The 13,412-nt window shown below is 43.5% G+C and carries 9 protein-coding genes; 2 read left to right on the plus strand and 7 right to left on the minus strand.

The window, feature by feature from the left end; translation table 11 throughout:
• Positions 1 to 61: 61 nt before the first annotated feature.
• Entirely contained in the window at positions 62 to 1,327 is a 1,266-nt protein-coding gene (locus KME09_08620) for a PAS domain-containing sensor histidine kinase (GenBank protein ID MBW4533990.1), read from the minus strand.
• 847 nt (positions 1,328 to 2,174) lie between these two features.
• On the opposite strand from KME09_08620, the gene KME09_08625 reads away from it, so the two are divergent.
• Positions 2,175 to 2,717 (plus strand): DNA-binding response regulator, encoded by a 543-nt coding sequence (locus KME09_08625; protein ID MBW4533991.1) that lies wholly within the window; start codon positions 2,175 to 2,177, stop codon positions 2,715 to 2,717.
• Between the two features lie 18 nt (positions 2,718 to 2,735).
• Here KME09_08625 and KME09_08630 read toward each other — a convergent pair whose 3' ends face one another.
• From KME09_08630 to KME09_08655, 6 genes are all read right to left on the minus strand, one after another.
• On the minus strand, positions 2,736 to 3,116 hold the full coding sequence (locus KME09_08630; protein ID MBW4533992.1) for a hypothetical protein: 381 nt from the start codon (positions 3,114 to 3,116) through the stop codon (positions 2,736 to 2,738).
• A gap of 629 nt (positions 3,117 to 3,745) precedes the next feature.
• The gene (gene aroF / locus KME09_08635) at positions 3,746 to 4,807 is read right to left on the minus strand and encodes a 3-deoxy-7-phosphoheptulonate synthase (protein MBW4533993.1); all 1,062 of its coding nucleotides are present in this window, start codon (positions 4,805 to 4,807) and stop codon (positions 3,746 to 3,748) included.
• A 48-nt stretch (positions 4,808 to 4,855) separates the two neighbouring features.
• Positions 4,856 to 5,938, minus strand: coding sequence for an anthranilate phosphoribosyltransferase (trpD, locus tag KME09_08640; GenBank protein ID MBW4533994.1), 1,083 nt, complete (start codon positions 5,936 to 5,938; stop codon positions 4,856 to 4,858).
• A gap of 71 nt (positions 5,939 to 6,009) precedes the next feature.
• On the minus strand, positions 6,010 to 7,245 hold the full coding sequence (gene trpB / locus KME09_08645) for a tryptophan synthase subunit beta (protein ID MBW4533995.1): 1,236 nt from the start codon (positions 7,243 to 7,245) through the stop codon (positions 6,010 to 6,012).
• Between the two features lie 52 nt (positions 7,246 to 7,297).
• Positions 7,298 to 8,119, minus strand: a complete 822-nt coding sequence (trpA, locus tag KME09_08650) for a tryptophan synthase subunit alpha (protein MBW4533996.1) — start codon at positions 8,117 to 8,119, stop codon at positions 7,298 to 7,300.
• A 165-nt stretch (positions 8,120 to 8,284) separates the two neighbouring features.
• A complete protein-coding gene (locus tag KME09_08655) occupies positions 8,285 to 11,383 on the minus strand; it encodes an anthranilate synthase (GenBank protein MBW4533997.1) in 3,099 nt (1,032 codons plus the stop codon).
• Positions 11,384 to 12,269: 886 nt separating this feature from the next.
• Between KME09_08655 and KME09_08660 the strand changes: the two genes are divergently transcribed.
• Positions 12,270 to 13,265: a hypothetical protein gene (locus tag KME09_08660; protein MBW4533998.1), complete on the plus strand. Its 996-nt coding sequence runs from the start codon at positions 12,270 to 12,272 to the stop codon at positions 13,263 to 13,265.
• Positions 13,266 to 13,412: the final 147 nt, after the last annotated feature.

Raw genomic sequence — 13,412 nt, forward strand, 5'->3', positions numbered from 1 at the left:
ATTAGATTGTAGTTGATTGAGCTTAATTTTTGTTTAAGTCCCGCTAACTGCTTTTTTATTATCATTTAGAGTGCGTTTGCTCTGACAGTATCGGCACAACTGCCAAAGTAAGTGAAAACTTAGTACCTATCCCAACTTTACTTTCTACCTCAATTTTACCGCCGTGGATCTCCACTAAATTTTTAACTATTGATAGACCTAAACCATTACCAGGTAAACTATCGACGTTGGATCCTCGAAAAAATGGCTCAAATATTTGTGGCTGGTCTACTTCTAAAATACCAATTCCCTTATCCTTAATCTCAATAATTACTTGTTCTTTTTCGCCTAAAACTTCAAACTCAATCTTGCTGCCGTTTAGAGAATACTTGATCGCATTTGATAGCAAGTTGGTAAGAACATGATGCAATATATTTTTATCGATGCAAGTAGTCTGGCAATTATGACGACTAGAAAATTCAATAGTTTGCTGTTTACAGTCGCTCAACGGCTTCATTTGTGCTATTAAAGAGCAGCAAAACTCATCTAGCTCCATTGGTTCTGGCTTAAAGTCAATTTGTCCGACTTCCGACTTGCCAAAAAACGTCAACTCATCTAGCAGCACGTTAATTTGTTCGACTGCCGTTTGAATATTATTAAAATACGACGGTAATTTTGTGTTACTAATCCATTTGTTTTTAGACTGTTTTAATAAGCTATTAGAGAAGGAAATAATATTTAATAAGGAGCGGAATTGATGACAAAGCATAGAAACGAAAAGCGATCGCAGTTGGCTGAACTGCTGAGCTTCTTGTGTTGTCTGGACTGTCTCTATCTTACCTTGGGTGTTCTCTAGTTCTGACTCGGTTCGCTGTTTAAGTTCGGTAATATCCCAGATACTCCAGACTCTGCCAATGATTTTGTCGTCTAATCGCTGGGGCTTAGAATATTGCGCGAACACTCTACCTTCTTTTAGCTCTAGAATGTCATAGGCTTCGGTCTCAGATTCTCTGGAAATCTTCCAAACAGAACGGCAAAAAACTTCTGGGTTTTTAAGCTGGCGAGCAAAAAAGTTTTGACATTCCTCAGAGTCTTTCGATAAAGTTAGCGAGTCGGGAATTTTCCACATCTCCAAGAATTTTTGATTGTGGCTAAGAATTTCTCCCTCATGACTAACGGCAATAATACCGTAGGCAGCAGACTCGAGGGTTCCACGTACTAGAGACAAAGTTTTTGCCAGTTGAGCTTCTGTCTTTTTTAATTGAGAAATTTCTTGATGAAGATTGTTAATGTGCGCTTCTATACAAAAAAACGGGTCTTTGTCTGAAAGCTTTGGAGATTCAGGCATTATCGATCTCAAGAAAGTATAGGTATCTTTTGACTAGTCTGATTTCACCCACGGCTATTTAAACAACCTAATAGTAAATTAAACATAAAATAGAGCTTTTTAACAAATTTTATTACTTCAAAATTTGGCTCGAGTAATTTAAGCGGATCAGCTTAAGTATTAATCTATATTAGGCGCAGATCTGTGCGCTACCGTACATAGCTCTCAAAAATTATAATTGGCAAAAAAACATATGTGCCGAAGAGACGGTATTTTTTAGGAAAACCAACTAACTAAGAATCCTCCTAAAGGAGGAGGTTTTTAATCCATCTATTAAACAATAGTATCAATAAGAGAATATTAAACAGTTAATTTGATGAATTTGATTGATTTGATTGATTTAATTGGTTTGTCTTATCTCAAGTTACGATCATTTTTTAGATAAGCTAACCTCTGGGAAACAAACTACCTCTAGTTTTTAAAAATATTTTATTAAGTAAAATAAGGTCGCTGCGCGTCCGCTCCGTAATTATTTTAGTTAGACAAAACTTACTTTATCTTATATTTTCTCAAAGTAAAAAGCGAACTCATGTCAAAAATTCTGGTCATTGAAAATGAGGCACTTACCCGCGATCTGTTTCGGGACTGTTTAGAAGCTGAGGGGTTTCAAACTCTTGGGGCTGAAGATGGTTTAACTGGCATTGAACTAGCACGACAGCATCTTCCTAATTTGGTGCTTTGCGACGTTTTGATGCCCAAACTTAACGGCTACGAGGTTTTGAGAAGGCTACGCCAAGATACTACGACTACAACTATTCCTTTTATTTTTATTACTGCTATGACAGGAAAAGCCGATCTCCGCCAGGGAATGTCGCTAGGAGCTGATGATTATCTTACTAAGCCTTCTACTGTAGAAGAGTTACTGGAAGCGGTTTGGGTTCGACTGAACAGATATAATATACTGCAAAAATGTTACAGCTGTGATTATCACCTCCCCGAAGCGACTGTAGCCTCTACGGTTTCTGACTGCGAGGCTGATTTTCTGTTGCCAAATATTCCAGAGTTTAGTGAAGTATTTAAGTTTATTGAAGCCAACTACAATCAGGGAATTACTTTGTGCGATGTAGCTAAGGCAGTAGGCTATTCACCAGCTTACTTAACGAATAAAATTAAGCAAGAAACGGGACGTACAGTAAACCGCTGGATTATTGAACGTCGTATGGCTCAAGCGCTTTTCTTACTCCGCAGTACAAATCAATTAGTAGAAGAAATTGCTGTAGCAGTTGGATATCAAAATACTTGTTATTTCTTCCGCCAGTTCCGTCAATATCAAGGAACAACTCCTCAAGCTTGGAGGGAGAAGCATCTTTTAGCAGGCGTTAGGGAAAGAGAGATGACCTGCGGGCGTTAATGAAAACTTAAACCTAAATTAATCTAAGGGAAATCTGTTGTTTGTCAAAGCTTCTTTAATAGCTTCAAAGTCTAGATTCTCACGATCTTCTACGGTATGTTCATTGACGACTAACTCGTTCTCAGGCGTGATCATACCAACATAGCCATCTTTCAAGACGTACTCTGATAAAGACTGAGGCAGATGTACTTCTCCAAGAGTAATGGGGATTAATTCGTAATAAAAACCGTTTTTGATTAATGCGTAGGCTATGATGTCTTCAATCAAGTATTTTTCGTTTATCATATAAACAACTTTCCACCCATCAGCTGCTGAGATTAACTGCTCTAGCGTGTATAAATTATCAAAATCATTTTCGGCAACAGCTAGTGTCATGTCGGTAAAGGTTAAAGATTGCATACAGTTTTAATGTTTATTAAATAGCTTACGTAAGTTTTTAAATTTAAAAATTTTAGTAAAAAGAATTAACAAACCGAGAGTTTAGATCTGAGAAACTCTTTACATATGCAATTAGATAAGCTGTTACGCTTTTGATTTATTAGTTGAGACTTATGGCTAAAAAAACTGCGTGAGCAGAGCGGTCAGAACTATAGAACGCAGCTCAATCGTCACCGACACGAAGCCTCCCAATCGTCATCAAAGGTAGGGAAGGTGTGCCACAAAAGCTATCCTGGCGCAAGAAAGGGCAAATTTTTCTCTTCATTTAACTTTATTTAAAAAGTAGGAAATTTAGATACGCATTAATCATTAGTTTCAGATTATAAGCTTATTCCTAGCATATTTAAAGACAAATTTGCTACATTAACTAGTAATGTCAAATTTGATTGAAGATCTTCAGTAATCAACAATCAGTAATGCCACGTCCCAAAATGACTAAACCTTCGGCAATAGAGCGCAAATTATCGGCAGATATAGTGGTGCTTGTAAGGATATAGCCAAACAGTGATGTTGATGGTTCAATGCTAAATGATTTGACCTATAGCTTGTTATCAGGGCTTCGTCTACCCTCCTCCTTCTGTCTTCGTTTATTAAACAAGTGCTATGGCAGGCTGCTGCCAGCGATCTACTGCTTTACCAACGATCGCTAGTTCCTGAATCAGTCGATCAAAGCGATCGGGAGTCAAACATTGAGCACCGTCAGACAGAGCTTTAGCGGGGTTAGGATGAACCTCAATCATTAGAGAATCTGTCCCAGCAGCGATCGCCGCTTTCGCCATTGTCGGAACAAGTGCAGATATCCCCGTAGCGTGGCTGGGATCGACCATAATTGGGAGGTGAGTTAAAGAACGCAGTACAGGCACAGCAGAAAGATCTAAGATATTGCGAGTGTAAGTGCGATCGAAAGTACGAATACCTCGTTCGCAGAGAATAACGTTGGCATTGCCAGCCGCCAGGATATATTCAGCAGCCATCAGCCAGTCATCAATAGTGGCAGCCATACCGCGCTTGAGCAGCACTGGTTTGTCTTGCGCTCCCACCTTCTTCAATAGCGAGAAGTTCTGCATATTTCTGGCACCAATTTGCAGGATATCAGCCACTTCGGCAACCCGATCGAGATCGGCTGTATCCATTACTTCTGTGATTATCCCCAGTCCCGTCACTTCTCGCGCTTTCGCCAGTAAGTCCAAAGCACTTTCGCCATGACCTTGGAAGGAGTAAGGTGATGTGCGAGGCTTGTACGCTCCACCTCGAAGGAACTTAGCTCCTGCTGCCTTGACTCGCTGTGCCGTTTCCACAATCATCGACTCGTTTTCTACCGAGCAGGGACCAGCTACCAGTACAATGGGTTGATTTTCCCCAAAGGTAACAGCACCGTTGGGTGTAGGCACGATGACTTCGCTCGCTTCGCCATAGCGATATTCCCGACTGACTCGCTTGAAAGGTTTTTCTACTCGCAAAACTTGTTCGATCCTAGGACTTACTTCCTGCACCTGTAGCGGATCGAGATCCGCCGTATCGCCAATCATACCGATTACGACCTTGTGTTTGCCAACACTTTTTTCTGTCGTTACCTGCCAGGTAGCTCTCAACTCTAAACAAATCCGATTAATTTCTTGTTCTGACGTACCAGATTGAATCACAACGATCATTTTAAAATTCTTTTTGTTTTACTTGTTAAATAGAGTGGGTTTAGCCCACTAATGAAGAAATTGAGCCAGTTGTGACAACTTTCTCCAGGCTTCTCCACTTTGCAGCACCTCTTTAGCCAGGGCAAAACCCCGTGCAAACGTATCGAAATTAGGCTCTTCGCCGATGGCTTCGCCCACAAAAAGTGCTAACGCAGCGTTTAAAGCAACGACATCCTGCTGTGCCTGAGTACCCCTACCTTGAAGTACTGTTCTAAGAATATCCGCGTTTTCCTGCACGTCGCCACCCCGTAGTGCCAACGTGGGAGCATTTTTAATGCCGAGTTCTTTGGGGTCTAACTTAATTAAGCTTACTTTGTCAGTGGCGATCGCCAGATCGTTAATATCTGCTAATCCTGCTTCATCTAATTTTTCCCGTCCGTGAACGATAACCGCTCTGGTTCCCAATTGAGATAAAACTTCGGCAAACGTTTTGACCAATGTTGGGTCGCTCACTCCAATCACTTGCCCAGTAGGATGTAAAGGATTGACAAGCGGGCCTAGCAAATTAAAAATAGTGCGTATTTTGAGGGTTTTCCGCAGGGGAGCAACGGCTTTAAGGGCAGGATGCCAGCCAGGAGCAAACAGAAAAGTAATGCCCACCTCGCTTACTGCTCTTTGGATCTTTTCTGGTTCAGCCCTCAGATTGACTCCTAAAGCTTCCAAAACATCTGCCGAACCAGTTTTACTCGAGGCTGAGCGATTACCGTGTTTAGCTACCTTGATTCCAGCAGCAGCCGTTACAAAAGCAACCGCCGTAGAAATATTAAAGGTTGATGCTCCATCTCCTCCCGTACCGCAGGTATCAACTAACGGAGACGTGTTTGTTAATGTGTTTTCGAGTTGTACTGACTGGGAGTGCAAAACCTGCACCATGCCCATCAGTTCTGGAGCCGAGACGCCTTTTGCCTCAAACGCTGCTAAAATCGCTCCCGATAGGACGGTCGGAATAGATTCGCTCAGCCAGCCCTGCATCAGATCGGTCGCTTGGTCAACTGAAAGTGATTGTTTGGCCAACAATTGTTGTAACAAACTCGACCAGCTAGAGGAGTCAGACGTTGACGATGGTTTTTGAGCAATGAAAGTTTCTACCATAAGTCAATTTTGTTACTGATTGTGTGTTTACACCCTCGATTTTTTATCGATTTCTTCCTGTTGCCTGTTGCCTATTGTAAATTCCAGAATTTGGCAACAGTTTGCACGTCTTTGTCCCCGCGTCCAGAACAGTTAATGACAATTCGAGGACTTCCTTCTAACTGGGGACAGAGGGTTTCTAGATAAGCAAAAGCGTGAGCCGTTTCTAAAGCTGGAATAATTCCTTCTAATTTAGACACGCGCTCAAAAGCCTCTAAAGCCTGATCGTCGGTAATGCTGTAATATTCAGCGCGTCCGCTATCTTTGAGATAACTATGCTCCGGCCCGACGCCAGGGTAGTCTAGTCCAGCACTAATTGAGTGTGCTTCGATCACCTGACCCTCATCGCTTTGAAGTAGGTAACTCATGGCACCGTGCAAAACACCAACTCGTCCCTTGGTTAAGGTAGCAGCGTGTTTTTCTGTTTCAACGCCTTCCCCAGCTGCCTCAACGCCGATGAGACGCACTGTCGGTTCGTTAACAAACTCGTGAAAGAGTCCGATCGCATTAGAACCACCGCCGACGCAGGCTAAAAGAATATCTGGTAATCCTTGCCATTTTTCTCGTGCCTGAGCGCGGGTTTCCGTGCCGATGATGGCGTGGAAATCTCGAACTAGCTGGGGATAAGGATGCGGCCCTGCAACGGAGCCAAGAATATAGTGTGTGTTCTCTACGTTTGTTACCCAGTCACGGATTGCTTCACTAGTAGCGTCTTTGAGGGTACCCGTGCCTGCCTTTACAGGAGCAACGGTTGCGCCCATTAGCTTCATGCGGAATACGTTGAGTGCCTGGCGTTCCATGTCGTGAATGCCCATATAGACGATGCACTCTAATCCAAATCGAGCGCAGGCAGTGGCAGTAGCTACTCCGTGCTGTCCAGCTCCCGTTTCGGCAATAATGCGCTGTTTGCCCATGCGTTTAGCGAGAAGTACCTGCGCTATAGCATTGTTGATCTTATGCGCCCCCGTGTGGTTTAAATCTTCGCGCTTTAGATAGATTTGCGGCCCGCTACCGTGCTTAGCATAGTGAGCGGTGAGTCGCTCGGCAAAGTAGAGAGGACTGGGACGACCAACATAATCTCGCAGGAGATCTTGCAGTTCTGCTTGGAAGCTTGGTTCGCTGCGATATTGCTTAAAAGCAGTTTCTAGCTCGGCAAGAGCTGGCATCAAAGTTTCTGGCACGTACTTACCGCCGAAGCGTCCAAATCGACCCAGCGGATCGGGACGAGATTGTGTTGTTGAAGTTTGAATATCTGGTGTACTAACCATTTTTGATCCTCTAATTTGTGTGTAAAAGACGCATTTATATAAAACAGGGGGTTTATAGCACGGTTGCTTTTTCTTTCATCGGCGCGATCGCTGTTTTCAGTTCTCGACAGAGGGACTCAATCGCCTGCAATCCTTCTGTTGGCGTACCCTGAGCCAACCGTTTAACAAAAGCACTACCCACGATCACCCCATCTGCTCCCCAATCCATAACCTGGCGAGCCTGTTCGCTGCCAGAAATACCAAAGCCAACGCCAATCGGTTTATCGGTCATTTGGTGCATTTGTGTTAGTAAATCTTTGACCCGTCCCTGAACTTGCGATCGCACGCCTGTAACTCCTGTAACGCTTACTAAATAGATAAATCCCTGAGACTTTTGGGCGATCGTGGCGATCCGCTCTTGAGAAGAGGTAGGAGCGACCAATAAAATAACTTCAACACCGACGCTGGCAGCCGTTTCTAACAGTTCGGCAGACTCATCGACAGGTAAATCGGGTACGACTAATCCTTGCACTCCTACCTGGGAGATTCGCTTCATAAATGGCTCGACACCCAGGTTGAGAATCGGGTTGTAGTAAGTGAAGAGAATAATTGGTGCCTGTAGGTCGGGACTAACCGACTCGACCAGCTTTAGCACCTGCTCTAAATTAACCCCATTTTCTAAAGCGCGAGTAGCTGCTGCTTGAATCACGGGCCCGTCGGCTAGAGGATCTGAGTAGGGAACTCCTAGTTCGATCGCGTCAGCACCGTTACGATCTAATATTCGTAATGCCTCGGCTGTCGTTTCCAAGTCTGGATCTCCAGCGGTGATAAAGGGAATGAGAGCGCACTGTTGGCGCGATCGCAATGTTTGAAAGCATTGAGAAATTGTAGTCATTTGTCTGATTAGTAGCTAAGTAGGTGGGTGTAATTAAATTGGAAATGAGGTTAGGGAGTAACAAGTAACGAGTAACGAGTAACGAGTAACGAGTAACGAGTAACGAGTAACAAATAGCTCTAAGGGTAGGGGTTTGATCAATTATTTTGCCTACCTACTTATTGGTTATAAATTTTGAGCAATGGGTGCGACTGATGGCTGCACTACCTCTTTTTCCTCGTTCAGAATTTTGCAGACGGCCTGCTCTATGTCTGGCTGCTTGACTAAAGACTCTCCAATCAGCACGGCACGCGCTCCCGCTTGAGCCACCCGTTCTAAATCGGCACGTTCTGACAAACCTGACTCGCTAACTACTTTTATTCCCCTGCTCTCTATCTGTTCTCGCTGCTGCTGAATTAATTGTTCGGTAGTTTTAAGATCGACAGAAAAGTTTTCAAGATCGCGATTATTAATTCCGAGCAGGCGCAAGCCAGTTAAAGAAAGGGCGCGATTGAGTTCTGCTGCTGTATGCACTTCTACCAATGCCGTCATGCCTAGAGAATGGATCGTGTTTAAAAAGTCTTGCAGATCGCGATCGCTTAAAATAGCAACGATAAGTATTACCGCATCGGCTCCTGCTGCTCTGGCTAAGTAAATTTGGTGAATGTCGATGATGAAATCTTTGCATAGCAGCGGTAAAGATACGCTGCGACGAATCAAATGCAAATTATCAAAACTGCCTTGAAAAAATTGGCTATCGGTTAGCACCGACAAACAGGTAGCACCAGCTCGTTCATAAGATCGAGCAATACTAACAGGATCGAAGTCTGCTCGAATAATTCCTTTACTTGGCGAAGCTTTTTTCACTTCGGCAATTAAGCTGGGATGGCTATGACTTGACTGTAAGGCTAAGAGAAAGTCTTTGGCTGGTGGCACTGCGCGAACTTGACTTTTTAGCTCCAGAAGAGTCAGCGAAGCCTGCATTTGAGCTACTTCTTGTTCTTTATGCCAAACAATTTCTTCGAGAATATGACGTGGTTCAGTATTAGAAGCCGCAATTTGGTAGCCTTTTCCTACTTGGTGAGGCACTCGACGACGAATTTGTATACTTTGACTGGACTTAGCGTAGCTTTGAATTACGTTTTTAATAATCGACAAGCCAACTCCACTTCCTAGGGTCATAATCGACTCTGGGTGAAACTGAACCGCAGCGATCGCCTTAGTTTTATGTTCGATTGCCATGATTACGCCATCTTCCGACAGTGCGGTTATTTTCAGTTGCTCGGGCAACCTGTCAGCCTGAGCATACAGGGAATGGTATCGACCGACCTCAAAAGATTTCGGAACGTTTTGAAACAGTGCTGAATCTTCAACAATGTCAATGCGAGACGTTTTGCCGTGTTGGGGATAATCTAAAATACCTAGTTCCCCTCCAAACGCTTCGACAATACCTTGCAGTCCCAAACATACGCCAAAAACTGGCAGTTCGCGCCGAACGCAGCTCATAACGGTTTCGGGAACGCCAAAGTCCCTTGGGTTACCAGGGCCAGGAGAAAATACGACGAGATCGAAAGCTTGGCGATCGAATATCGATTCGCAAAAACCGTGACGTAAGGTAGTAACAATTGCTCCAGCTTGACGCAGGTAGTTAGCTAAGGTGTGTACGAATGAGTCTTCGTAGTCGATGAGCAGCACTCGCTTTTGAACTCGATCGGGGGATTCTTGGCTTTTGTTGGCTTTAGTCGTTTTCCCACTCTTGTCAGTCCGATCGACATAGCTTAGGGTCTGAAACAGGGCAGCAGCTTTGGTAAGGGTTTCTTGTTCTTCGGCGACAGGATCTGAATCATACAAAACAGTCGCTCCTACCCGTACTTCGGCAATAGAATTTTTAAGCCGCATTGTCCGCAGTGTTAGACCTGTATTGATATCACCGTTAAAAGCTAAATAGCCTACAGCACCACCGTACCAGCGCCGAGGGGTATGTTCGCGCTCCTCAATAAACTGCATAGCAGATCGCTTGGGCGCACCTGTAACGGTGACAGCCCAGGCGTGGGTCAGAAAAGCATCGAGGGCATCAAATTCGGGGCGCAAAATTCCTTCAACGTGATCGACAGTGTGAATAAGGTGACTGTACATCTCTATTTGACGGCGACCAATTACCCGTACCGAGCCTGGCTCACAAATTCGAGACTTATCGTTGCGATCTACGTCAGTACACATCGTTAACTCGGCTGCATCTTTATCAGAGTTAAGCAGCAGGCGAATCTGAGCAGCATCACCGATCGCATCGACACCACGACCAATCGTACCGCTAATCGGGCAGGTTTCTACGTATTTACCCTCTACCCGCACAAACATTTCTGGAGAAGCACCGATCAGATATTCTCCCCCCAAATTAAGCAAGAAGCCATAGGGACTTGGATTTATTTGCTGTAAGGTACGAAATAAATCTGTAGGCGAAGCTACGCAGGATCTATAAAAGTTCTGACTCGGAACAACTTCAAATAAATCACCGCGACGGAAGTATTCTAAAGCTTCTTCTACCTTCTTGGCGTACTCGCCTGGTACATGATCCGATTCTCGTTCGGGCGTTAACCGCTCTGCACGGTAGTCGATAAATTCACCAGTCCGAGGCATTCCTTGTGTACTACCGTGTTCAGTTTCAAACTCATATTGATATCGATATGCTTGCAAAAGATAGTAGTCTACAACAAACAGCTCGTCAGGCAGATATAGCACCAAATCTCGCTGGTCGGCAGAGCGATCGCGATGTTTGGCAATTGACTCGAATTGGAAGACTAAATCGTAACCAAAAGCTCCATAAAGTCCCAGTTTTTCGTCTTCACCACTATAAAAAACTTGAGAAATTTCGCGGATAACACTAAACACAGAAGGTTGCTTACTTCGTTCTTCTTCGGTAAAAGACTGGGTTGTCTGCTGGATGGAGCCAACAATACTATCTTCCTCTACTGAAACCTCTTGAAGCTGCGGATGTCGGTAAAGGCGATCTCCTAAATGGGACAAAAGTACTCTGCCACGTTCGTTGAGGGCTTTTAAGGTAAAGTGGCGATCGCGTGTCGTCAGCTCTAAAGGCGGATTAACAAATCCAATTGCCCACCGTTTGTATCGTCCAGGATATTCATAGCTACTAACTAACAACCCTCCCCGTTGAGAATCTAGACACGATAGAACGGATTCTATCGCCTCGTCCATTTGCATCTTAACGGTAGAGCGAGAGACTTGAATACCACCTCGAGTCGTGTAGCGATAAGAATTTGAAGTCATAGAAAATTTCAAAAATTCTAATAGTGTTATGCAAACATGAAGATAGTTGCTCTTTTAAAAGCAAAAATACCAGAGTAGACTTAATAAATTAATTTCAGGCACTGCAAAAGTAATGAAATAATGCAAATGCAGATATATTTAGAACTTAGCAATTACTTGCGTTTCACTTCAATGAATAATCTTTAGGTGACTTTCATGAATAATCTTTAGGGTGGGTGAGCAATCTTTTTGCTTTTTAACCAACCTCTAGATCGCTGGGTACGTTTCAGTCTTCATATTTCACTCAATTTTTTCATTAAAAGTTTGTTGTTTAGAAAAAGTGCGATTTAATTCTTAAATCTCTATCATTCTGGATTGAATCAAGATCAGCCAAACATTACTTGTAGCAACAATTCTTTTGACTATTCGGGGTTATTTGCGCCACACAAATCGAAACAAAAGAATCTCAATCAAAGGATTATTCATTGTCTCTTCACTCAAAATTTTCTAAGCTTTTTATGAAGCAGAATTGATATTGTTCTAAAAATTCTTGACCTACAAACAATTAAGGTTCATGAGCTTTTAACTAGAAAGTACTTGTAGCCACCTGCTACTAAGTAGGGAGGCAAAATAATTTATCCTAAAGGATACACTTCGTTATCAAACTCCTACCCTTAGAGCTATTTGTTACTTGTTACTCGTTACTCTCTAACCTCATTTCCAATTTAATTACACCCACCTACTTAATTACACGGTTGTACTTATCAAGTGTTTAGGCGATCTCAATTCATACTGACTATTACGTTTTCTAATTCTACTAGTGCAATGCGGTGAGATTAGCATTGACAGGAATTTGATAGCGTCAATGACATATTTTTACAGGCATTTAATTCAAACTTATGGACTTATGGAAGAAACATTAAACGAATCGATAACCGAACCAACAATGGAGGCTGATTTTAGTGGTACTGACACTGGTATTGGCAATACCGATAACGGTAATGGCAACAACTTTCTCGGCGACTCTGAGGGAGAATCTGGCAGTAACAACCAGGCTGACGGTAACGGTAACTGGTTTTATGGAAATGATAACCAAGCTAACGGTAACGGTAATTGGAACTTTGGCGACGGCAACCAAGTTAACGGTAACGGTAATTGGAATTTAAACGAAGAAAGCGGTACTACCTTGGACTCCGTTGTTGCAGGAGAAAATAATTCTCTCCCTAGTAGCGGTCTTCCAGTCGATGCACTTGGCGGCAATAACCCAGTTCTTGCTGGTGGGAGCGATACGCCTACGACCGTTGGCGAAGGTGAGACAATAGATACGGCAGATCCAACTGGCAATCAAAACACTGTTAACGGTAACGGTAATTGGAATTTTGGTAGCAATAACGATACTTATGGTAACGGTAACTGGAATCTTGGCGATAATAATGAAGTTAGCGGCAACGGCAATCGTCCAAGTGGTGACGACAACAGCATCTCTGGTAACGGTAATCGTGTCACTGGTGACGGCAACAGCATCAATGGCAATCGCCTCAGTTTAGATGAAAACGACTTAAACGTATTGGGTAATGGCGATCGCTATCTCCAAACCGATACAGACGGCAATGTCTCCTTAATTAGCGATGAGTCTGCAAGCGATTCTAACTACACTTTCGACTTTGGCGGTGTGGTTGAATCGTCTGCGGATGGCGAAGTAGATGAGCTTCTAAACGGAAACGAACTATCGGCCGATGGCGATTTGGCAGGTCAGGATGTCATTGACCAGGTTTACGGCAGCTTAAACTCTGGTATGGGTTCTTTCGCAGATGGTGGCGATGCTGTAGATAGTGCAGCGGGAATCTTCCCAGAAGGAGAAATTCTGGGTGACGCATCTCCTGACGCTCTAACTGTTATGTAGGGCAGATGAGGCTTAATCGAGCAAGTCTTTCGTAAATTCTATCTTCCGTGCTTCTGGGCTGCAAAACAACAAATTGACGGGAGAAAAGGCTATCTGCGTATAAGCGCTTTGTGGTCGAGAAGCATGTTCTAGATCCGAAGGTGCGTC

This window comes from Pleurocapsa minor HA4230-MV1 (genome assembly GCA_019359095.1).
GTDB classification, from domain to species: Bacteria; Cyanobacteriota; Cyanobacteriia; order Cyanobacteriales; family Xenococcaceae; genus Waterburya; species Waterburya minor.